Source organism: Leclercia sp. 29361 (assembly GCF_011290365.1).
GTDB lineage: Bacteria > Pseudomonadota > Gammaproteobacteria > Enterobacterales > Enterobacteriaceae > Enterobacter > Enterobacter tamurae.
In genome coordinates this window covers 944,076-965,901 of sequence record NZ_CP049786.1, presented here as the reverse complement: position 1 = coordinate 965,901, position 21,826 = coordinate 944,076, and the positions used below count along the sequence as shown (strand labels likewise).

Sequence of the window (21,826 nt, the reverse complement as noted above, 5' to 3'; positions counted from 1 at the left end):
GTGTGAACATCAGGATCGCGGATGATCCTGAAAAAGCGCCCTTTCTTACCCTTCGGTCATAAGACGGGCGCAGTGTACCATTTTCACCTATCAGGAGGCAGAGATAACGCAGCGGCAGGCGCTAAAATGCGACCGATTACGCAAAGTTCTCAATGCCAGCGCGACCGATCCAGGTTATAAGGGAAAACTATTTTGTAAACCGTCGAGCTGGCGCTTGCGAAAAAATGCAGTGGTGCTAATGTGAGCACGCCCGATACAGACAAATCTGATTTCGGCTCTCTTTTGCCGTCCTGGCAAGTTGGTTATGTTTTATCAAGGAACATGTAGTATGCGTAAAATCGCATTGTTCATTGCGATGCTTCTTATTCCGTGCGTTTCGTTTGCCGGGCTGCTCAGCAGCAACAGCTCCACGACGCCAGTGAGCAAAGAATACAAGCAGCAGTTGATGGGCTCTCCGGTCTATATCCAGATCTTCAAGGAAGAGCGTACGTTAGACCTGTTTGTGAAGATGGGTGAGACGTATCAGCTGCTCGACAGCTATAAAATCTGTAACTACTCCGGCGGCCTTGGCCCGAAACAGCGTCAGGGCGATTTTAAAAGCCCGGAGGGGTTCTACAGCGTTCAGCGTAACCAGCTAAAACCCGACAGCCGCTTCTATAAAGCCATCAACATCGGCTTTCCGAATGCCTATGACCGTGCGCATGGCTATGATGGTAAATACCTGATGATCCACGGGGCATGTGTTTCCGTTGGCTGCTACGCCATGACCGACAGCGGGATTGATGAGATCTTCCAGTTTGTGACCGGTGCGCTGGTGTTTGGCCAGTCTGCCGTGCAGGTGAGCATCTATCCGTTCCGGATGACCGATGCCAATATGGCGCGTCACAAAACGTCCTACTACGCGGAGTTCTGGAAACAGCTGAAACCGGGTTATGACTACTTCCAGCAGACCCGTAAGCCGCCGACAGTTTCGGTGGTGGATGGACGTTACGTGGTCAGCAAGCCGCTGAGCCACGAAGTCGTCCAGCCACAGCTGGCGTCAAACTACACGCTCCCCGAGACAAAATAAGATCCACTCGCCTGGCATAATTTTTTGCCAGGCTTCGTTGCCCGTCAGCGGCTGCGTTGCAATCACAGTGACCACATCGTTCGGTGTGGTCTCTTTCTGAAAGTCAATTTCCACATCCTGATCCAGCAGCTTTGCCACGCCAAACGGCGCCCGGCGGGTGATCCAGAACAGATTCGTGGAGCAGAACGCCATCACGTAGCGCCCGTCAGACAATAGCATGTTAAACACGCCCTTCTCACGTAGCTCGGACGCCAGCGACGCAATGTATTTAAACACTGCGGTCATGTTGCTCGGGGTGCGTGGATAGCGCTCGGTCAGCTTATGCAGCAGCCAGCAGAAGGCTTTTTCACTGTCGGTTTCCCCCACCGGACGGAAGTTGCCGGTCTCCAGTGACTTATAGCCGCTCAGCTGGCCGTTATGGGCGTAGGTCCAGTTGCGACCCCACAGCTCGCGGGTAAACGGATGGGTATTTTCCAGCGCGACTTCGCCGCGGTTGGCCTGGCGAATATGGGCCACCACCGAGCGGGATTTAATCGGATAATCCTGCACCAGTCTGGCAATCGGGGAGTTAAAGCTGGGTTGTGGATCCTTGAACGTGCGACAGCCTTTCCCTTCGTAGAAGGTGATACCCCAGCCGTCTTTATGCGGCCCGGTTCCTCCACCGCGCTGCACCAGCCCGGTAAAACTGAAGCAGATATCGGTCGGCACATTGGCGCTCATCCCGAGCAGTTCGCACATACATCACCTCCACAACTGCGGGGGCGATATGCCCCCAGCGAAGTCTTACTTAACCATCTCTTTTTCGATTAACTGAATCAGGATATGGATCACTTTGATGTGAATTTCCTGAATACGGTCAGCGTAACCGAAGTGAGGCACGCGAATTTCGATATCCGCCGTACCCGCCATTTTTCCGCCGTCTTTACCGGTCAGGGTAATGACTTTCATCCCCTTCTCGCGTGCCGCTTCAATCGCTTTGATCACATTACCGGAGTTGCCGGAGGTGGAAATCCCCAGCAGGACATCTCCTTCACGACCCACCGCTTCAACATAGCGGGAGAAGATGTGATCGTAACCGAAGTCGTTGCCCACGCAGGAGATATGGCTGACGTCAGAGATGGCGATCGCCGGATAGCCCGGACGGTTTTCACGATAACGACCGGTCAGCTCCTCGGCAAAGTGCATGGCATCACAATGTGAACCGCCATTGCCGCAGGAGAGCACTTTACCGCCCTCTTTGAAGCTGTCGGCCAGCAGGACCGCCGCGCGCTGAATAGCGTGAATATTGGCTTCATCTTTCAGAAAGTTAGCCAGCGTTTCCGCCGCTTCGTTCAGTTCGTTACGAATAAGATCCTGGTACATGAGGATAATCCTTCAGTATTGATGAAATAACAGAGCAAGTTTACCGGATAGCGGTAAAAGCGAGAAGCTAAAGCCGCATGAATCGGCGGGCGTTTTGCTTATTTGTGCCGCGTAAAACATGAACAATGTGAACCAGGTTGTAATTATTTTGTGAATGCATTGCTAAAAGAAATAACATCCACTACAACCATATCATCACAAGTGGTCAGACCTCCTACAAGACAGGGAGCATTTCTTTATGATGATTTTAAGTATTCTTTTATCCGTTATGCTGATCGGGGTGTTGTTCTATCACCGGGTCAGCTTGCTTTTGAGCAGCCTCATCTTACTGGCCTGGACCGCTGCGCTCGGCGTCGCTGGCATCTGGAATATCTGGGTGCTGGTGCCGGTGGCGATCATGCTGGTGCCGTTCAACATCCCTTCCATGCGTAAGTCGATGATTTCCGCTCCGGTATTCCGTGGCTTCCGCAAAGTCATGCCGCCGATGTCGCGTACCGAAAAAGAAGCTATCGATGCGGGCACCACCTGGTGGGAAGGCGATCTGTTCCAGGGCAATCCTGACTGGAAAAAGCTGCACAACTACCCGCAGCCGCGCCTTACTGCGGAAGAGCAGGCGTTCATTGATGGTCCGGTTGAAGAAGCCTGCCGGATGGCGAACGACTTCCAGATCACCCATGAGATGGCCGATCTGCCACCGGAACTGTGGGCATTTTTAAAAGAGCATCGCTTCTTCGCGATGATCATCAAGAAAGAGTACGGCGGGCTGGAGTTCTCTGCTTACGCTCAGGCTCGCGTGCTGCAAAAACTGTCCGGCGTCTCCGGGATCCTGGCGATCACCGTCGGCGTGCCTAACTCCTTAGGCCCGGGAGAACTGCTGCAACATTACGGTACTGAAGAGCAGAAAGATCACTACCTGCCGCGTCTGGCACGCGGTCTGGAAATCCCATGCTTCGCACTGACCAGCCCGGAAGCGGGTTCCGATGCCGGTGCCATCCCGGATACCGGTGTGGTCTGCATGGGCGACTGGCAGGGTGAACAGGTGCTGGGTATGCGCCTGACCTGGAACAAACGCTACATTACGCTGGCGCCAATCGCCACCGTGCTGGGGCTGGCCTTTAAACTCTCCGACCCGAATAAGCTGTTAGGCGGTGAAGAGGATCTGGGCATTACCTGTGCGCTGATCCCTACCTCTACCCCAGGCGTGGAAATTGGTCGTCGTCACTTCCCGCTGAACGTGCCGTTCCAGAACGGTCCGACCCGCGGTCAGGATATCTTTGTCCCAATTGATTACATCATCGGCGGCCCGAAAATGGCCGGTCAGGGCTGGCGTATGCTGGTGGAATGTCTGTCAGTTGGCCGCGGCATTACCCTGCCGTCGAACTCAACCGGCGGTCTGAAATCGGTGGCGATGGGGATTGGTGCTTACGCTCACATCCGCCGTCAGTTCAAAGTCTCTATCGGTAAAATGGAAGGGATTGAGGAGCCGCTGGCGCGTATCGCAGGCAACGCCTACGTAATGGATGCAGCCGCCTCCTTAATTACCTACGGCATTATGCTGGGTGAAAAACCGGCCGTGCTGTCCGCCATCGTGAAGTATCACTGTACCCACCGTGCACAGCAGTCGATCATTGACGCGATGGATATCGCTGGCGGGAAAGGCATTATGCTCGGCGAAGGTAACTTCCTGGCACGCGGCTATCAGGGCGCACCTATTGCTATTACCGTGGAAGGGGCCAACATCCTGACCCGCAGCATGATGATCTTCGGTCAGGGCGCAATCCGCTGCCATCCATACGTACTGGAAGAGATGGCGGCCGCACAGAACAATGACGTGGATGCTTTCGACAAGCTGCTGTTTAAACACATCGGCCACGTCGGCAGCAACCAAATGCGCAGCTTCTGGCTGGGTCTGACCCGCGGCCTGACCAGCGCCACGCCAACCGGCGATGCCACCCGTCGTTACTACCAGCATCTGAACCGTCTGAGTGCCAACCTTGCGCTGCTCTCCGACGTGTCGATGGCGGTGCTGGGCGGCAGTCTGAAGCGCCGGGAACGTATCTCCGCCCGTCTGGGTGATGTGCTGAGCCAGATCTTCCTCGCCTCTGCGGTACTGAAACGCTACGACGATGAAGGCCGTCATGAAGCGGATCTGCCGCTGGTGCACTGGGGCGTGCAGGATGCGCTGTATCAGGCTGAACAGGCTATTGACGATCTGCTGGTGAACTTCCCGAACCGCATTGTCGCCGGTGCCCTGCGCGTGGTCATCTTCCCGACCGGTCGTCACTATCTGGCGCCGTCCGATAAGCTGGATCATAAAGTGGCGAAGATCCTGCAGGTGCCGAGCGCAACCCGCTCCCGTATCGGCCGCGGTCAGTATCTGACCCCGAGCGAGCATAACCCGGTGGGTCTGCTGGAAGAGGCGCTGCTGGATGTGATGGCTGCCGATCCGATTCATCAGAAGATCTGCAAACAGCTCGGTAAAAACCTGCCATTCACCCGCCTGGATGAGCTGGCGAAACAGGCCCTCGCCGGGGGCATCATCAGTCAGGACGACGCTGCCCTGCTGATCAAAGCGGAAGAGAGCCGTCTGCGCAGTATTAACGTCGATGATTTCGACGCCGATGAGCTGGCAACACAGCCGGTAAAGCTGACAGAGATCGTGCGTAAACCGGAAGCCGCATAACCCATTGCAGTGCTAAACAACCCCGCCTGGTGCGGGGTTTTTTATTGCCGCCCGTTTCTCTGATTGTCGTGCTACAGTGTCAAAATGTGGTTCTTCGAGGAGTCTTACTGTGCCTGGTTTGAAGATTACGCTTTTGCAACAACCGCTGGTGTGGATGGATGGCCCCGCCAACCTGCGTCATTTTGATCGTCAGCTGGAGGGGATCGCCGGACGCGACATCATTATCCTGCCTGAAATGTTCACCACCGGGTTTGCCATGGAAGCGGCAAAACAGTCCCTGCCGCAAGAGGATGTAGTGGCCTGGATGCAGGCCAGGGCGCAGCAAACTCAGGCATTAATCGCCGGGAGCGCCGCGTTGCAGACCGAACGTGGGCCGGTTAACCGTTTTCTGCTGGTTGAGCCCGAGGGCAAGGTGCATTTCTACGATAAGCGCCACCTGTTCCGCATGGCGGATGAGCACCAGCATTATGAAGCGGGTAATGAGCGGCTGGTGTTTGAGTGGCGCGGCTGGCGCATTCTGCCGTTAGTCTGTTACGACCTGCGCTTCCCGGTATGGTCGCGTAACCGTAACGATTATGACCTGGCGTTGTATGTCGCTAACTGGCCTGCCCCGCGCTCGCTGCACTGGCAGGCGCTGCTGACCGCACGGGCAATCGAGAACCAGGCCTATGTCGCGGGCTGCAACCGGGTGGGTACTGACGGCAATGGGCATCACTATCGCGGCGACAGCCGGGTGATAAACCCGCAGGGGGAGATAATCGCCACCGCAGAGCCGCATCATGCCACACGCATTGACGCCGAGCTGTCCTTGACGGCATTGAGAGACTATCGGGAGAAGTTTCCTGCATGGCAGGATGCGGATCCGTTTAGCATTAACTAAACATCTGCCGGGTAGCATCAAAGCGTGTTGCCCGGCCAAATCTGCAGCGCAATAAAACGAGAAAGGCCTGAATCATTGCTGATTCAGGCCTTCTGAATAGTGGCGGAACGGACGGGACTCGAACCCGCGACCCCCTGCGTGACAGGCAGGTATTCTAACCGACTGAACTACCGCTCCGCTGTGTTCCCTTGGGAACGAGGCAGATATTACGGTTTGCCTCCGATCCCGTCAATGCTTTTTCTCTGCTTTTGAATCGTTTGCTGCAAAAACGATCCAAACGGTTATTTTACCAGCATTTCTGTCGCAATTAACCGCGCCAGAGGCAGCTACCGCCCTTCTTCTGCACCAGATCCAGGCGTGATTCATGTTCCAGTAACTCTTGATCGCTGGCAAGAATGACGCGCAATGCGCTGGCCTGACGAACAATGCGCTGAATTTCGTTCTCTCCGGACTGCTGCTGGGAATCATTTTCGGCGTTGAAGGCCAGCGCTGTCTGGCCCCCCGTCATGATCAGATAGACATCGGCCAGGATTTGGGCATCGAGTAATGCCCCATGCAGCGTTCGTTTGCTGTTATCTATTTCATAGCGCGAGCACAACGCATCGAGGCTATTACGCTTGCCGGGGAACATCCTCCTCGCCATCGCCAGACTGTCGGTGACTTTACAGAAGGTATCGGTCTTCGGCAGGCCGCGGTTGAGCTTGCTGAATTCATAGTCCATAAAGCCGATATCAAACGAGGCGTTATGAATGACCAACTCGCCGCCTTTGATGTAGTCGATGAACTCATCGGCGACGTCGGCAAAGGTGGGTTTATCCAGCAAGAATTCATCTGCAATACCGTGAACGCCAAAGGCTTCCGGGTCCACCAGCCGGTCTGGCTTCAGGTAAACGTGAAAGTTATTGCCGGTAAGACGGCGGTTGATCACCTCTACCGCACCGATCTCGATAATCTTGTGCCCTTCATAGTGAGCACCGATCTGGTTCATACCGGTGGTTTCGGTATCGAGGACGATGATCCTGTCGGCATTATGTGTGTCTGCAATACTCATTCTGAAAACCTGCTCTGTTCAACGGCGACATTGTAAACAACCTGGCAAGGCCTTCAAAGGCTAATTCGCATCGACTCTATTTTGCAGTGCTGATGGCGACCATTTATGTCAGACTTACCGTTTTGATTACAGGATGTCTGCCAGGATGCGTAAACAGGTAGAGATTTACACCGACGGATCGTGCCTCGGCAACCCGGGACCGGGGGGCTACGGTGCAATTTTGCGTTATCGCGAACACGAAAAAACCTTTAATGAAGGCTATCGCCTGACCACCAACAACCGTATGGAGTTGATGGCGGCGATTGTGGCCCTCGAGGCGCTAAAAGAGCACTGCGATATCGTGCTGAGCACCGACAGCCAGTATGTGCGCCAGGGGATCACGCAGTGGATCCATAACTGGAAAAAACGGGGCTGGAAAACGGCCGACAAAAAACCGGTGAAGAATGTTGATCTCTGGCAGCGTCTGGATGCGGCACTCAGCCAGCATAAAATCCAGTGGGAGTGGGTGAAAGGCCACGCCGGGCATCCTGAAAACGAACGCTGTGACGAACTGGCCCGCGCAGCGGCGATGAATCCGCAGCATGACGATGTAGGGTATAAACCGGAAGCCTGATCAGGGCTTACGGTATTGTCGTGTCGCACCCACGGCGGCACGCAGCGGCGTTTTCGCTTTGCTCTGTTTCATGGGGTTAAGCGTCAGAGGGATGGTGCGCTTGCGCGCCACAATCAGCTGCATACAGCCCAGTGCCGGGAAATGGGTGCTGAGCATCTTCCCGCCCTGCCGCGTCCAGGGTAAAACCTGAAAACCGCTATGGTGCATCACCTCAAAGTTGAGCAGCGACAGCCAGTCGAGCTGACGCATCAGGGTGAACATCCGGCTGTTGTACGGCGGGGTGTGGCGCAGAACCGGCACCAGCTTACGCAGTCCCATCAGACTCATCGGGTTAAACCCGCTGATCACCAGCCAGCCATCATCAATCAGCACCCGATCAGCTTCCCGCAGCAAACGGTGTGGATCCTCGCACCAAGGCAACGAATGCGCCAGCAGGCAGGCATCCACAGATTTTTCAGCAAACGGCAAATGTAACGGGTCCGCCTTCACCTGAACGGGCTCGCCCCCCAGCGAAACATTAACCTGATGTGAGATCCCGCAACTTTCGGTGTTGATTTCCGCGCTCAGATTGCCAATCTTAAGCAGGTGAAAACCATACATTTTCGCAAACCAGGGCTTAAGCTGCTGCTCAAGCGCTTCGCGATAATATTCGCCCCAGGGCAATTCCGCCCAATGTGCTGGTGCTGAGACAATCTGAGGTATCCTTGCCGGTTTCATCAAAACACCCGCCACGCTATGAGAGGTAATGTATGAATCTTATCAGTATTCCTGCTTTTCAGGACAATTACATCTGGGTTTTAACCAATGATGAAGGTCGCTGCATCATCGTCGATCCTGGCGAAGCAGAGCCGGTGCTGAAGGCCATTGAGCAAAACCAGTGGCAGCCGGAAGCGATTCTTCTGACCCATCATCACCATGACCACGTGGGCGGCGTGGCAGCAATCTGTGCAAAATTTCCGCATCTTGTGGTCTATGGCCCCGCTGAGACACAAGATAAAGGCGCTACCCGCGTAGTCGAAGATGGAGAAAAGATCCTCATTCTTGCGTCGGAGTTTTCCGTAATTGCCACACCGGGTCACACTTTAGGACATATCTCGTACTTCAGTTTTCCTTATCTTTTTTGTGGCGATACCATGTTTTCCGGCGGCTGCGGAAGACTGTTTGAAGGCACGCCAGCCCAGATGTACCAGTCCTTCCAGAAAATTAACGTCCTTCCCGCCGACACTCTCATTTGTTGCGCGCATGAATACACTTTAGCGAATATGAAGTTTGCAATGCACGTTTTGCCCGAGGATACGGCGATTCAGGATTATTACCGCAAAGTTAATGAGTTACGTGCAAAAAAACAAAAAACACTCCCCGGAATTCTGAAAAATGAACGTAAAATTAATTTATTTCTCAGAACTGATGACGTTGATTTAATTAATAAAATTAATGAAGAAACAAATATGCAACAACCTGAAGAGATTTTCGCATGGTTAAGGGCTAAGAAAGATAACTTCTCATAATTGTGTGTTGCCTTTTCAAATATTCGTCGTTATCATCGCTCGTCTTTTAAGCAACTATTGACACACACATGAAGGCAAAAGCGATATTACTCGCCTCTGTCCTGCTTGTGGGTTGCCAGGCGTCTCAGAACACTGGCAACGTACAACAGCACGCACAGAGCCTTTCTGCAGCTGGTCAAGGGGAAGCAGGGAAGTTTACAAGTCAATCGCGATGGGCAGACGATGGGACGTCTTTCGCACAGGATCAAGACTTGTGGGTCTCTATTGGCGACGAGCTAAAGATGGGAATTCCGGAAAACAGCCGGATTCGCGAACAGAAACAGAAGTATTTAAGCAATAAGAGCTATCTCCACGATGTAACTTTACGGGCAGAGCCGTATATGTACTGGATAGCAGGGCAAGTTAAGAAACGTAACATGCCTATGGAACTGGTACTACTACCCATAGTGGAGAGCGCTTTTGACCCACATGCAACGTCTGGCGCCAAGGCCGCAGGTCTTTGGCAGATCATTCCGAGCACAGGGCGAAATTATGGTTTAAAACAGACCCGCAACTACGATGCGCGTCGTGATGTGGTCGCTTCGACGACTGCAGCACTCGACATGATGCAACGTCTGAACAAGATGTTCGACGGTGACTGGCTGCTGACTGTCGCTGCGTATAACAGCGGTGAGGGTCGTGTACTGAAGGCAATGAAAGCGAATAAAGCACGGGGTAAACCTACCGACTTTTGGTCGCTTCCACTGCCACGGGAAACCAAATTATACGTACCAAAAATGCTGGCTTTGAGTGAAATTTTCAAAAACAGCCAACAGTACGGCGTGAAGCTGCCGACCTCGGACGAGAGTCGCGCGCTGGCGAGAGTGCGTATCAACAATCCTGTTGAACTGAGACAGGTTGCGGATATGGCAGGTATCTCGGTCACCAAACTGAAAGCCTTTAACGCAGGTGTAAAGGGCTCTACGTTGGGTAACAGCGGGCCGAAGTACGTTCTGGTGCCGCAGAAACACGCTGAACAGTTACGGGTATCGCTGGCGGCGGGTGAAATTGCTGCGGTTCAGTCTACGCTGATCGCGGATAATTCACCGGTTAACAGCCGTAGCTATCAGGTACGTACAGGCGATACGCTTTCAGGTATTGCATCACGTCTTGGCGTGAGCACCAACGATCTGCAGCAGTGGAACAAGCTGCGCGGCTCCAGCCTGAAAGTGGGTCAGAACCTGACGATTGGCGCGGGTACCAGCGCGCAGCGTCTCGCCAATAACAGCGATAGCATTACCTATCGCGTGCAAAAAGGCGATTCGCTCTCCAGTATTGCGAAGCGTCACGGCGTGAACATCAAAGATGTGATGCGCTGGAACAGCGATACTGACAATCTGCAGCCTGGCGATCGGATAACGTTGTTTGTGAAAAACAACGCGACACCGGATTCCTGATTTCAGAGACCTGATGTAAAAAAGGCACCGATTCCCCCGGTGCCTTTTTTGTTTTATCCCGCTTTCCGGGCTTCAGCGAAGAGCGTATCGCTGGTGAATGAGCCCTCCTCCTGCAGCTCAAAATAGGCTTTTACCTCCGCGGAAGCGCTATCCTGATAGAGACGAATTGCCTGGCTCAATGCCTCTGGCGTGCGCATACGGGCAATCCATGAAGAGAACTCCAGGGTCAGCCTGTCGGTCTGCAACGCCCGCGTAATCAGCCCGGCGTCAGTGAACATCGATAACCATTCGCCGCTGGAGTAATTACGGACATGGGAGGTATCACGCAGGGCTTCAACCGTCTGCAACCAGATATCCCGAACAGGATGGCCGGGCGACATGATATCCATGATGATGACCACACCGCCCGGTTTCAGCACCCGCTTAACTTCGCGTAACGCCTGGCCGACATCATGCCAGTGGTGCGCCGAGTAGCGGCTGATGACGATATCAAAAGAGTGGTCGGTGAAGGGTAAGGATTCGGCATAACCCTGGCGGGTCGCAATATTCCCCAGCCCCTTCTCACTGGCAGCCGCAGTGACCACCTCCAGCATCTGGCTGGATAAGTCATATGCCGTCACATGAGCGACCTGCTGTGCCGCCACAAAGCTGGCATGGCCCGCTCCGCAGCCTAAATCCAGCACGCTGGCATCGGGAAAGCCAGCCAGACGCTCAGCCAGGCGCTGCAGATCGCGCCCGGACGCGTGAACCGTGCTGGTGAGATAGGCCTTCGCCTGGGAGCCAAACTGTTTTTCTACGTTGTCATGATGGGACTGTGTTGTCATTTTTTGCTGTCCTTTGGTTAATGAAAAATAAAGGGCAGCACCCGCACAGGCCTGCCCCACGGCAGACCTGACATACCTCTATCTCTCAGGCTTGCCGGGACTGAATTCGACGAGTAGCGGATTGTGATCGGATGCGCGCGTCACCAGCACTGAAGCTTCACTGACGTTCAGACCACGATAGAAGACAAAATCGAGCGGGCGACCAAACGCCTTGCGACGTTGGTCATCAGTAAAGCGCACTTCGCGCAGCGACATCTCACGCGCGAAGCGATAAAGCGCATTCATCCGCGGGCGGCTCCAGGCATTGAAATCACCGGCCATTACCACCGGACCGCTGTGATGCGCGATCTGATCCCCGATGGGCAGCAACTGTTTGCTGTAGACATCAACGCCGAGGCTGAAATTGACCGCATGGATATTCACCACCATCAGCAGACGGGTATCCGGCAGTGGGTAGACGGTGACCAGGGCAGATTTTGCCAGGCGCAGGAGCGGTTCTCGTTCCCGCAGCGGGCAGCAATAAACAGGGTGGGCGGCAGAGAGTGTCATCACGCCTGACGGATGCTGAGGCAGGACAAATGCCGGTACCTGGTCAGCCGCAAGATAGTTAGTGGTCGCAAACCTGACCAGCTCTGGTGTGGTTTGCGCCTCCTGCAACAGCACCAGGTGCGCATCTTTACCAAAGTTTTGCAGAACGGATAACCATTCGGCGCGCTGCTGTTTGAAGATATTCCACACCAGCACCCGGATTTTTTCATCACTGCTTAAAGGTGCGCCCGCGGGCAACGCCTGGCCAATGCTCGCAAACGACCCCGGAGGCAAAATTCTCTCCGCAGGTTGTCCGGCAACATAACGCATGGCATAGGTATTTTTTCGCACGATGTGAAACGACCTCTATAGACAGAACCCGTCCAGAAACAGGAGCGGGTTCTAATGTTATAGGGTTTTAAGCTCACACTTTCAACGCAATTACTGATAAACCGCTGTTTGGTTTTGTTAGCAAGTGCTTACACCAACTTATTCCAGCACAACACGAGGGGTCTTATCCAGGCGACCGCTCAGGCCAATCAGCATAAATGCTGCGAGTACAATTACCGCCCCAATCCATGGCGTTTGTGCCAGACCAAAGTGCTCTACGGTCTGCCCGCCAATAATAGACCCCAGCGCAATGCCCACGTTGAAAGCAGCGATGTTCAAACCAGAGGCAACATCTACGGCATTAGGGGTATAGAGCTCGGCTTTCTGTACCACGTAGACCTGCAGGCCCGGTACGTTACCGAAGGCGAAGATCCCCATCACCAGTACCGTCGCCAGCGCGGCATATTGCATCGAGGCGGTAAACTGGAAGACCAGCAGCAAGACAACCAGTGCGGCAAAGATAATTTTCAGTGCCGGAACGGCGCCGTGCTTATCTGCCAGCTTGCCGCCCCAGATGTTGCCGATCGCCACCGACACCCCATAGCCGAGCAGGATCCAACTGACTGCGCTTGGTGAGAATCCGGCCAGATCCTGCATCATGGGTGCCAGGAAGGTAAAGGCGGTAAACACGCCGCCGTAACCCAGCGCCGTAATGGCGTAGATCATCAGCAGGCGAGGATGGGTCAGCACCTTCACCTGATCGCGTAACGTTGCTGCCGCACGACCCGGAATGTTCGACGGGATCAGTATCAGACTGCTGATCAAAGCGATCACCCCCAGCAGCGAGACCGCAAGAAACGTTTCACGCCAGCCAAAATGCTGTCCGATAAAGGTGCCCAACGGGACACCGGTAACCAGCGCCACGGTTAAACCACCAAACATGATGGCAATGGCAGAGGCTGCTTTCTCTTTAGGCACCAGGCTTGTCGCGATGGTCGAGCCGATGGAGAAGAAGACCCCATGGGCAAGGCCGGTCAGCAGACGGGCAATCACCAGGGTGGTGTAATCAGGTGCCTGCCAGGCAAGAATATTGCCGGCGGTGAAAAGCACCATCAACGCCATCAGCAGTTGTTTACGCGGCAGACGGCCTGTAAGGGCAGTCAGCACCGGCGCGCCGATCGCCACGCCCAGGGCATAGATGGAAACCAGCAGACCTGCAGAAGGCAGGGATATGGCAAGCTGGTCAGCAATGGTTGGAACCAGACCTACAATAACAAATTCGGTAGTGCCGATTGCAAAGGCACTGATCGTCAGGGCAAGTAGCGCCAGAGGCATATAAAACTCCGTCTCATCAGGATTAAGATGACACGGAGTATGCGCCAGTGTTTAAATAACAAAAATGCTCAAAGTATCAATACAATTTTGCGGATTAAGCAACAATGAAAGCAACCTCTGAGGAACTGGCGATCTTTGTCGCCGTCGTTGAGAGCGGCAGCTTTAGCCGCGCCGCCGAACAGCTCGGTCAGGCCAATTCAGCCGTCAGCCGATCGGTAAAAAAGCTGGAGATGAAGCTGGGCGTCAGCCTTCTGAACCGGACGACCCGGCAGCTAAGCCTGACAGAAGAAGGCGAACGTTATTTCCGTCGCGTGCAGTCTATCCTGCAGGAGATGGCGGCGGCAGAAACAGAGATTATGGAAACCCGGAGCACGCCGCGCGGCCTGTTGCGTATCGACGCCGCCACCCCCGTGGTGCTCCATTTCCTGATGCCTTTAATTAAACCTTTCCGCGAGCGTTATCCGGAAATGTCGCTGTCTCTGGTCTCGTCAGAAACCTTTATCAACCTGATTGAGCGCAAGGTGGATGTGGCGATCCGCGCCGGGACGCTGACCGACTCCAGTCTGCGGGCACGCCCGCTGTTCACCAGTTATCGCAAAATCATCGCCTCTCCGGACTATATTGCCCGTTTCGGCAAGCCTGAGACAATTGAGGAGCTCAAACAGCATCTGTGCCTTGGCTTTACGGAGCCGGTATCCCTTAATACCTGGCCCCTTGCCTGTCGGGATGGCCAGCTTCATGAAGTGGTGAGCGGGTTATCCTCGAACAGCGGCGAGACGCTCAAGCAGTTATGCCTTGAAGGGAACGGGATTGCCTGTCTTTCGGATTATATGATTGATAAAGAGATTGCCAGGGGGGAGTTGGTGGAGCTGATGGCGGATAAGCGCCTGCCGGTTGAGATGCCCTTCAGCGCGGTCTATTACAGCGACAGAGCGGTGAGCACCCGGATCAGGGCCTTTATCGACTTTCTGAGCGAGCATGTAAAACAGCTCCCGAAGGAGCTGTAAGAGGGTTTTGGGTACAGAGGGAGGGTTAAATTAATCCCAGTTCGGCGCCAGCCCTTCCGGGCTCACCAGGCGATCGTTGCAATCCAGTGCCGCGATCGCTTTTTTATCGTCCTGATCCAGCGTCAGATCCTGTGCCAGCAGGTTGCTCGCCAGGTTTTCACGTTTGGTTGAAGAAGGGATCACCGCATACCCCTCCCCCATCGCCCACGCCAGGATAACCTGCGCGGCAGTGGCGTTATGTTTGGCAGCGATACGCAGAATGGTTTCATCTTTTAGCGCTTTGCCGTAAGCCAGCGTCATATAAGAGGTGATATGAATGTCGTGCTGCTGCGCCCACTCCACTACCTGACGGTTCTGCAGATAAGGGGAAAGTTCGATCTGATTGGTCGCGATATTTTCTGCGCCAACAGCTGTAATCGCCTTTTCCATCAAAGGGATAGTGAAGTTAGAAATCCCAATCTCACGCGTCAGTCCCTGGGATTTAGCTTCCAGCAACGCCTGCATAAACTCTTCAACTGACACGGTGTCGTTTGGCGATGGCCAGTGGATCAAAGTCAGATCGACATAATCGGTGCGCAGCTTTTTCAGGCTCTCTTTCAGGCTTGGAATTAATTTCTCTTTGCTGAGGTTCTCAATCCAGATTTTGGTGGTGATAAAAAGTTCGTCGCGCGGTACGGCGCTCTCTTCGATGGCCTGGCCGACCGCAGCTTCGTTATCATAGATCTGCGCGGTATCAACCGCGCGATAGCCCAGTTCGAGGGCTGTTTTAACGGATGCGATGACAACGTCGTCTTTAAGGCGGAAAGTGCCGAGACCAAATGCAGGGATAGTCATTGAATTCCTCTTTTCTTCATCATGTTTATTAATAAAGAGGATTATTACTGCTGAGGCGATGTGAAAAAAGAGCGTATTAAGCAGAGGATTTTTGCGTTTATAACAATAATCAAACGACAGGTAAGAAAAAAGCCCTGAGCGTTAGCTCAGGGCTTTCAATAGGTGGCGGAACGGACGGGACTCGAACCCGCGACCCCCTGCGTGACAGGCAGGTATTCTAACCGACTGAACTACCGCTCCACCGAATACTTCTGTAACCACCGGATTAACGCCCCGGTTCACTACGTAATTTGATGCCTGGCAGTTCCCTACTCTCGCATGGGGAGACCCCACACTACCATCGGCGCTACGGCGTTTCACTTCTGAGTTCGGCATGGGGTCAGGTGGGACCACCGCGCTACAGCCGCCAGGCAAATTCTGTTGTTCACCCCGCCCTCAGGCGTGATGAGTAATCTGTATCAGCTGAAAATCGTCTTCTCAAGTCCGCCGAAACAGCTTCGGCGTTGTAAGGTTAAGCCTCACGGTTCATTAGTATCGGTTAGCTCAACGCATCGCTGCGCTTACACACCCGACCTATCAACGTCGTCGTCTTCAACGTTCCTTCAGGACCCTTAAAGGGTCAGGGAGAACTCATCTCGGGGCAAGTTTCGTGCTTAGATGCTTTCAGCACTTATCTTTTCCGCATTTAGCTACCGGGCAGTGCCATTGGCATGACAACCCGAACACCAGTGATGCGTCCACTCCGGTCCTCTCGTACTAGGAGCAGCCCCCCTCAATTCTCCAGCGCCCACGGCAGATAGGGACCGAACTGTCTCACGACGTTCTAAACCCAGCTCGCGTACCACTTTAAACGGCGAACAGCCGTACCCTTGGGACCTACTTCAGCCCCAGGATGTGATGAGCCGACATCGAGGTGCCAAACACCGCCGTCGATATGAACTCTTGGGCGGTATCAGCCTGTTATCCCCGGAGTACCTTTTATCCGTTGAGCGATGGCCCTTCCATACAGAACCACCGGATCACTATGACCTGCTTTCGCACCTGCTCGAGCCGTCACTCTCGCAGTCAAGCTAGCTTATGCCATTGCACTAACCTCCTGATGTCCGACCAGGATTAGCTAACCTTCGTGCTCCTCCGTTACTCTTTAGGAGGAGACCGCCCCAGTCAAACTACCCACCAGACACTGTCCGCAACCCGGATTACGGGTCCACGTTAGAACACCAGCCATTAAAGGGTGGTATTTCAAGGTTGGCTCCACGCAGACTGGCGTCCACGCTTCAAAGCCTCCCACCTATCCTACACATCAAGGACCAGTGTTCAGTGTCAAGCTATAGTAAAGGTTCACGGGGTCTTTCCGTCTTGCCGCGGGTACACTGCATCTTCACAGCGATTTCAATTTCACTGAGTCTCGGGTGGAGACAGCCTGGCCATCATTACGCCATTCGTGCAGGTCGGAACTTACCCGACAAGGAATTTCGCTACCTTAGGACCGTTATAGTTACGGCCGCCGTTTACCGGGGCTTCGATCAAGAGCTTCGCGTTGCCGCTAACCCCATCAATTAACCTTCCGGCACCGGGCAGGCGTCACACCGTATACGTCCACTTTCGTGTTTGCACAGTGCTGTGTTTTTAATAAACAGTTGCAGCCAGCTGGTATCTTCGACTGATTTCAGCTCCACGAGCAAGTCGCTTCACTTACCATCAGCGTGCCTTCTCCCGAAGTTACGGCACCATTTTGCCTAGTTCCTTCACCCGAGTTCTCTCAAGCGCCTTGGTATTCTCTACCTGACCACCTGTGTCGGTTTGGGGTACGATTTGATGTTACCTGATGCTTAGAGGCTTTTCCTGGAAGCAGGGCATTTGTTGCTTCAGCACCGTAGTGCCTCGTCATCACACCTCAGCGTTGAATAAGGTTCCGGATTTACCTGGAACCTCCGCCTACATGCTTAAACCGGGACAACCGTCGCCCGGCCAACATAGCCTTCTCCGTCCCCCCTTCGCAGTAACACCGAGTACAGGAATATTAACCTGTTTCCCATCGACTACGCCTTTCGGCCTCGCCTTAGGGGTCGACTCACCCTGCCCCGATTAACGTTGGACAGGAACCCTTGGTCTTCCGGCGAGCGGGTTTTTCACCCGCTTTATCGTTACTTATGTCAGCATTCGCACTTCTGATACCTCCAGCAGACCTCACAGTCCACCTTCGACGGCTTACAGAACGCTCCCCTACCCAACAACACATAGTGTCGCTGCCGCAGCTTCGGTGCATGGTTTAGCCCCGTTACATCTTCCGCGCAGGCCGACTCGACCAGTGAGCTATTACGCTTTCTTTAAATGATGGCTGCTTCTAAGCCAACATCCTGGCTGTCTGTGCCTTCCCACATCGTTTCCCACTTAACCATGACTTTGGGACCTTAGCTGGCGGTCTGGGTTGTTTCCCTCTTCACGACGGACGTTAGCACCCGCCGTGTGTCTCCCGTGATAACATTCTCCGGTATTCGCAGTTTGCATCGGGTTGGTAAGCCGGGATGGCCCCCTAGCCGAAACAGTGCTCTACCCCCGGAGATGAATTCACGAGGCGCTACCTAAATAGCTTTCGGGGAGAACCAGCTATCTCCCGGTTTGATTGGCCTTTCACCCCCAGCCACAAGTCATCCGCTAATTTTTCAACATTAGTCGGTTCGGTCCTCCAGTTAGTGTTACCCAACCTTCAACCTGCCCATGGCTAGATCACCGGGTTTCGGGTCTATACCCTGCAACTTAACGCCCAGTTAAGACTCGGTTTCCCTTCGGCTCCCCTATACGGTTAACCTTGCTACAGAATATAAGTCGCTGACCCATTATACAAAAGGTACGCAGTCACCTAACAAGTAGGCTCCCACTGCTTGTACGTACACGGTTTCAGGTTCTTTTTCACTCCCCTCGCCGGGGTTCTTTTCGCCTTTCCCTCACGGTACTGGTTCACTATCGGTCAGTCAGGAGTATTTAGCCTTGGAGGATGGTCCCCCCATATTCAGACAGGATACCACGTGTCCCGCCCTACTCTTCGAGTTCACAGCACATGCATCTTCGTGTACGGGAGTATCACCCTGTACCCTGCGACTTTCCAGACGCTTCCACTGACACACATGCTGATTCAGACTCTGGGCTGCTCCCCGTTCGCTCGCCGCTACTGGGGGAATCTCGGTTGATTTCTTTTCCTCAGGGTACTTAGATGTTTCAGTTCCCCTGGTTCGCTTCGTTAAGCTATGTATTCACTTAACGATAGTGCAACGGATTGCACTGGGTTTCCCCATTCGGAAATCGTCGGCTATAACGGTTCATATCACCTTACCGACGCTTATCGCAGATTAGCACGTCCTTCATCGCCTCTGACTGCCTAGGCATCCACCGTGTACGCTTAGTCGCTTAACCTCACAACCCGAAGATGTTTCACTTCTGATTGCGAAAATTTGAGAGACTCGAACACACCTTCATCTGCTCTTATTACGGAGAGCAGACACAGTGTGTCGTTTCAATTTTCAGCTTGATCCAGATTTTTAAAGAGCAAAACTTCGCAGCGCACCTTCGCAGGTACACTCTGAAGTTTTTGTGTTGTCGCAGTAAAGGATGGTGGAGCTATGCGGGATCGAACCGCAGACCTCCTGCGTGCAAGGCAGGCGCTCTCCCAGCTGAGCTATAACCCCATCGCAAAATGCTAATCTCTGTACCGCTCATCCTTTATTACAAGGAGTTTGGTAGGCCTGAGTGGACTTGAACCACCGACCTCACCCTTATCAGGGGTGCGCTCTAACCACCTGAGCTACAAGCCTGCAGAGATTTTTACTGCTTACTTTTCATCAGACAATCTGTGTGAGCACTACAAAGGCAGGTTCTTTAAGGTAAGGAGGTGATCCAACCGCAGGTTCCCCTACGGTTACCTTGTTACGACTTCACCCCAGTCATGAATCACAAAGTGGTAAGCGCCCTCCCGAAGGTTAAGCTACCTACTTCTTTTGCAACCCACTCCCATGGTGTGACGGGCGGTGTGTACAAGGCCCGGGAACGTATTCACCGTAGCATTCTGATCTACGATTACTAGCGATTCCGACTTCATGGAGTCGAGTTGCAGACTCCAATCCGGACTACGACGCACTTTATGAGGTCCGCTTGCTCTCGCGAGGTCGCTTCTCTTTGTATGCGCCATTGTAGCACGTGTGTAGCCCTACTCGTAAGGGCCATGATGACTTGACGTCATCCCCACCTTCCTCCAGTTTATCACTGGCAGTCTCCTTTGAGTTCCCGGCCTAACCGCTGGCAACAAAGGATAAGGGTTGCGCTCGTTGCGGGACTTAACCCAACATTTCACAACACGAGCTGACGACAGCCATGCAGCACCTGTCTCAGAGTTCCCGAAGGCACCAATCCATCTCTGGAAAGTTCTCTGGATGTCAAGAGTAGGTAAGGTTCTTCGCGTTGCATCGAATTAAACCACATGCTCCACCGCTTGTGCGGGCCCCCGTCAATTCATTTGAGTTTTAACCTTGCGGCCGTACTCCCCAGGCGGTCGACTTAACGCGTTAGCTCCGGAAGCCACTCCTCAAGGGAACAACCTCCAAGTCGACATCGTTTACGGCGTGGACTACCAGGGTATCTAATCCTGTTTGCTCCCCACGCTTTCGCACCTGAGCGTCAGTCTTTGTCCAGGGGGCCGCCTTCGCCACCGGTATTCCTCCAGATCTCTACGCATTTCACCGCTACACCTGGAATTCTACCCCCCTCTACAAGACTCTAGCCTGCCAGTTTCGAATGCAGTTCCCAGGTTGAGCCCGGGGATTTCACATCCGACTTGACAGACCGCCTGCGTGCGCTTTACGCCCAGTAATTCCGATTAACGCTTGCACCCTCCGTATTACCGCGGCTGCTGGCACGGAGTTAGCCGGTGCTTCTTCTGCGAGTAACGTCAATCGATGAGGTTATTAACCTCACCGCCTTCCTCCTCGCTGAAAGTACTTTACAACCCGAAGGCCTTCTTCATACACGCGGCATGGCTGCATCAGGCTTGCGCCCATTGTGCAATATTCCCCACTGCTGCCTCCCGTAGGAGTCTGGACCGTGTCTCAGTTCCAGTGTGGCTGGTCATCCTCTCAGACCAGCTAGGGATCGTCGCCTAGGTGAGCCATTACCCCACCTACTAGCTAATCCCATCTGGGCACATCTGATGGCAAGAGGCCCGAAGGTCCCCCTCTTTGGTCTTGCGACGTTATGCGGTATTAGCTACCGTTTCCAGTAGTTATCCCCCTCCATCAGGCAGTTTCCCAGACATTACTCACCCGTCCGCCACTCGTCACCCGAGAGCAAGCTCTCTGTGCTACCGTTCGACTTGCATGTGTTAGGCCTGCCGCCAGCGTTCAATCTGAGCCATGATCAAACTCTTCAATTTAAGTTTGATGCTCGTGAATTAAACTTCGTAATGAATTACGTATGTTCACTCAGAGACTTTGGTATTCATTTTTCGTCTTGCGACGTTAAGAATCCATGTCACTTTGAGTGCCCACACAGATTGTCTGATAAATTGTTAAAGAGCAGTGCAACGCGGCTTTCGCTCACCGTTGCGAGGTGGCGTATGTTACGCTTTCCTCTTTCAGAGTCAAGCGTTTATTTTCGCTTTTCTCTTCAACCGACCCGGCTGTTTGTGTGAAGTGATTCACATCTGCCGTGTCGATGGAGGCGCATTATAGGGAGTTCTCTGGCAGTGACAAGCGGAAAACGACAATTTTATTTCAACCGCTCACCTTTTCGCCACAACGTCTATTTTTGCTGCTTTTTGATGGTTTCCGGCAGCGCCGCCAGGCTATTAATCACCCAATCCGCTGCATTTTCTGCTTCTGGCGTGACGGGTTTACCAGTACGCACCAGAATTTTATGGCCTATACCTGCCGCGGCAGCTGCCTGCATATCTTCCAGTTTGTCGCCCACCATATATGAAGCACTCATATCTATATGAAGGAACTCTTGTGCCGAGATGAGCATGCCCGGATGCGGTTTACGGCAATCACAGGTCTGACGATACTCTTCTACGGTTCCCTGCGGGTGATGAGGACAATAATAGATGCCGTCCAGGTCAACGCCACGATCGGCCAGTGACCAGTCCATCCATTCGGTTAATGTCTCAAATTGTGCTTCGGTGAATTTACCGCGCGCGATGCCTGACTGGTTGGTTACTACCACCAGCGCAAAACCCATCTCTTTTAATTCACGCATGGCATCGATAACGCCATCGATGAATTCAAATTCGTCTATCTCATGCACGTAGCCATGATCGACATTAATCGTGCCATCACGATCGAGAAAAATTGCGGGTACTGATTTTGCCACCGGTTTGCT

15 protein-coding genes, 4 tRNA genes, 3 rRNA genes and 1 pseudogene are annotated in these 21,826 nt (G+C 53.6%); 7 read left to right on the top strand and 16 right to left on the bottom strand.

Going from position 1 to position 21,826, the window contains the following annotated elements:
- The first annotated feature begins 328 nt into the window (after window positions 1–328).
- The gene (gene dpaA / locus G7090_RS04545) at window positions 329–1,069 is read left to right on the top strand and encodes a peptidoglycan meso-diaminopimelic acid protein amidase (protein WP_166181649.1); all 741 of its coding nucleotides are present in this window, start codon (window positions 329–331) and stop codon (window positions 1,067–1,069) included.
- Here dpaA and G7090_RS04540 read toward each other — a convergent pair.
- Together G7090_RS04540 and lpcA are read right to left on the bottom strand one after the other, a co-directional pair.
- On the bottom strand, window positions 1,040–1,807 hold the full coding sequence (locus tag G7090_RS04540; protein ID WP_166181648.1) for a class II glutamine amidotransferase: 768 nt from the start codon (window positions 1,805–1,807) through the stop codon (window positions 1,040–1,042). The genes dpaA and G7090_RS04540 overlap by 30 nt on opposite strands.
- 45 nt (window positions 1,808–1,852) lie before the next feature.
- Complete coding sequence (gene lpcA, locus G7090_RS04535; RefSeq protein ID WP_059308682.1) at window positions 1,853–2,431, bottom strand: D-sedoheptulose 7-phosphate isomerase; 579 nt, start codon at window positions 2,429–2,431, stop codon at window positions 1,853–1,855.
- Window positions 2,432–2,669: 238 nt separating this feature from the next.
- Here lpcA and fadE point away from each other — a divergent pair, with 238 nt between their 5' ends.
- Both fadE and G7090_RS04525 read left to right on the top strand, forming a co-directional pair.
- Window positions 2,670–5,114: an acyl-CoA dehydrogenase FadE gene (gene fadE / locus G7090_RS04530; RefSeq protein ID WP_166181647.1), complete on the top strand. Its 2,445-nt coding sequence runs from the start codon at window positions 2,670–2,672 to the stop codon at window positions 5,112–5,114.
- A 109-nt stretch (window positions 5,115–5,223) separates the two neighbouring features.
- The gene (locus G7090_RS04525) at window positions 5,224–5,994 is read left to right on the top strand and encodes an amidohydrolase (protein ID WP_106996008.1); all 771 of its coding nucleotides are present in this window, start codon (window positions 5,224–5,226) and stop codon (window positions 5,992–5,994) included.
- A 100-nt stretch (window positions 5,995–6,094) separates the two neighbouring features.
- Here the strand turns inward: G7090_RS04525 and G7090_RS04520 are convergent.
- A tRNA-Asp gene (locus G7090_RS04520) sits at window positions 6,095–6,171 on the bottom strand.
- Between the two features lie 130 nt (window positions 6,172–6,301).
- On the bottom strand, window positions 6,302–7,045 hold the full coding sequence (gene dnaQ / locus G7090_RS04515; protein ID WP_166181646.1) for a DNA polymerase III subunit epsilon: 744 nt from the start codon (window positions 7,043–7,045) through the stop codon (window positions 6,302–6,304).
- A gap of 145 nt (window positions 7,046–7,190) precedes the next feature.
- Between dnaQ and rnhA the strand changes: the two genes are divergently transcribed.
- On the top strand, window positions 7,191–7,658 hold the full coding sequence (gene rnhA / locus G7090_RS04510; protein ID WP_032616665.1) for a ribonuclease HI: 468 nt from the start codon (window positions 7,191–7,193) through the stop codon (window positions 7,656–7,658).
- Here rnhA and G7090_RS04505 read toward each other — a convergent pair whose 3' ends face one another.
- On the bottom strand, window positions 7,659–8,375 hold the full coding sequence (locus tag G7090_RS04505; protein WP_106996010.1) for a class I SAM-dependent methyltransferase: 717 nt from the start codon (window positions 8,373–8,375) through the stop codon (window positions 7,659–7,661).
- A 32-nt stretch (window positions 8,376–8,407) separates the two neighbouring features.
- Between G7090_RS04505 and gloB the strand changes: the two genes are divergently transcribed.
- Both gloB and mltD read left to right on the top strand, forming a co-directional pair.
- Window positions 8,408–9,166, top strand: coding sequence for a hydroxyacylglutathione hydrolase (gene gloB, locus G7090_RS04500; RefSeq protein ID WP_166181645.1), 759 nt, complete (start codon window positions 8,408–8,410; stop codon window positions 9,164–9,166).
- A gap of 68 nt (window positions 9,167–9,234) precedes the next feature.
- Window positions 9,235–10,602 (top strand): murein transglycosylase D, encoded by a 1,368-nt coding sequence (mltD, locus tag G7090_RS04495; RefSeq protein WP_106996012.1) that lies wholly within the window; start codon window positions 9,235–9,237, stop codon window positions 10,600–10,602.
- Between the two features lie 53 nt (window positions 10,603–10,655).
- Here the strand turns inward: mltD and G7090_RS04490 are convergent, their stop codons facing one another.
- The 3 genes from G7090_RS04490 to G7090_RS04480 all read right to left on the bottom strand — a co-directional run bounded on the left by G7090_RS04490 (window position 10,656) and on the right by G7090_RS04480 (window position 13,619).
- A complete protein-coding gene (locus tag G7090_RS04490) occupies window positions 10,656–11,426 on the bottom strand; it encodes a class I SAM-dependent methyltransferase (protein WP_166181644.1) in 771 nt (256 codons plus the stop codon).
- Between the two features lie 78 nt (window positions 11,427–11,504).
- Complete coding sequence (locus G7090_RS04485) at window positions 11,505–12,305, bottom strand: endonuclease/exonuclease/phosphatase family protein (RefSeq protein WP_039032074.1); 801 nt, start codon at window positions 12,303–12,305, stop codon at window positions 11,505–11,507.
- 138 nt (window positions 12,306–12,443) lie between these two features.
- The gene (locus G7090_RS04480) at window positions 12,444–13,619 is read right to left on the bottom strand and encodes an MFS transporter (protein WP_166181643.1); all 1,176 of its coding nucleotides are present in this window, start codon (window positions 13,617–13,619) and stop codon (window positions 12,444–12,446) included.
- A 104-nt stretch (window positions 13,620–13,723) separates the two neighbouring features.
- Between G7090_RS04480 and yafC the strand changes: the two are divergent.
- Window positions 13,724–14,655, top strand: a pseudogene (yafC, locus tag G7090_RS04475) (DNA-binding transcriptional regulator YafC).
- Between the two features lies 1 nt (window position 14,656).
- On the opposite strand, the gene dkgB reads toward yafC, so the two are convergent.
- The 8 genes from dkgB to gmhB all read right to left on the bottom strand — a co-directional run bounded on the left by dkgB (window position 14,657) and on the right by gmhB (window position 21,817).
- Window positions 14,657–15,460: a 2,5-didehydrogluconate reductase DkgB gene (gene dkgB / locus G7090_RS04470; protein WP_166181642.1), complete on the bottom strand. Its 804-nt coding sequence runs from the start codon at window positions 15,458–15,460 to the stop codon at window positions 14,657–14,659.
- A 163-nt stretch (window positions 15,461–15,623) separates the two neighbouring features.
- Window positions 15,624–15,700, bottom strand: a tRNA-Asp gene (locus G7090_RS04465).
- Window positions 15,701–15,755: 55 nt separating this feature from the next.
- Window positions 15,756–15,871, bottom strand: a 5S ribosomal RNA gene (gene rrf / locus G7090_RS04460).
- 96 nt (window positions 15,872–15,967) lie between these two features.
- A 23S ribosomal RNA gene (locus G7090_RS04455) occupies window positions 15,968–18,874 on the bottom strand.
- Window positions 18,875–19,070: 196 nt separating this feature from the next.
- Window positions 19,071–19,146: transfer RNA gene (locus G7090_RS04450), tRNA-Ala, on the bottom strand.
- A gap of 49 nt (window positions 19,147–19,195) precedes the next feature.
- Window positions 19,196–19,272, bottom strand: a tRNA-Ile gene (locus G7090_RS04445).
- Between the two features lie 70 nt (window positions 19,273–19,342).
- A 16S ribosomal RNA gene (locus G7090_RS04440) occupies window positions 19,343–20,882 on the bottom strand.
- Together the 16S, 23S and 5S rRNA genes with 3 tRNA genes alongside form the textbook arrangement of a ribosomal RNA operon.
- A 368-nt stretch (window positions 20,883–21,250) precedes the next feature.
- Entirely contained in the window at window positions 21,251–21,817 is a 567-nt protein-coding gene (gene gmhB, locus G7090_RS04435) for a D-glycero-beta-D-manno-heptose 1,7-bisphosphate 7-phosphatase (RefSeq protein WP_166181641.1), read from the bottom strand.
- Window positions 21,818–21,826 lie beyond the last annotated feature (9 nt).

Excerpts from the sequence above, each read along its gene's own strand:
- dpaA (WP_166181649.1), top strand. The coding sequence starts at position 329 with ATGCGTAAAATCGCATTGTTCATTGCGATGCTTCTTATTCCGTGCGTT.
- G7090_RS04540 (WP_166181648.1), bottom strand. The coding sequence starts at position 1,807 with ATGTGCGAACTGCTCGGGATGAGCGCCAATGTGCCGACCGATATCTGC.
- lpcA (WP_059308682.1), bottom strand. The coding sequence starts at position 2,431 with ATGTACCAGGATCTTATTCGTAACGAACTGAACGAAGCGGCGGAAACG.
- fadE (WP_166181647.1), top strand. The coding sequence starts at position 2,670 with ATGATGATTTTAAGTATTCTTTTATCCGTTATGCTGATCGGGGTGTTG.
- dnaQ (WP_166181646.1), bottom strand. The coding sequence starts at position 7,045 with ATGAGTATTGCAGACACACATAATGCCGACAGGATCATCGTCCTCGAT.
- rnhA (WP_032616665.1), top strand. The coding sequence starts at position 7,191 with ATGCGTAAACAGGTAGAGATTTACACCGACGGATCGTGCCTCGGCAAC.
- G7090_RS04505 (WP_106996010.1), bottom strand. The coding sequence starts at position 8,375 with ATGAAACCGGCAAGGATACCTCAGATTGTCTCAGCACCAGCACATTGG.
- gloB (WP_166181645.1), top strand. The coding sequence starts at position 8,408 with ATGAATCTTATCAGTATTCCTGCTTTTCAGGACAATTACATCTGGGTT.
- mltD (WP_106996012.1), top strand. The coding sequence starts at position 9,235 with ATGAAGGCAAAAGCGATATTACTCGCCTCTGTCCTGCTTGTGGGTTGC.
- G7090_RS04490 (WP_166181644.1), bottom strand. The coding sequence starts at position 11,426 with ATGACAACACAGTCCCATCATGACAACGTAGAAAAACAGTTTGGCTCC.
- G7090_RS04480 (WP_166181643.1), bottom strand. The coding sequence starts at position 13,619 with ATGCCTCTGGCGCTACTTGCCCTGACGATCAGTGCCTTTGCAATCGGC.
- dkgB (WP_166181642.1), bottom strand. The coding sequence starts at position 15,460 with ATGACTATCCCTGCATTTGGTCTCGGCACTTTCCGCCTTAAAGACGAC.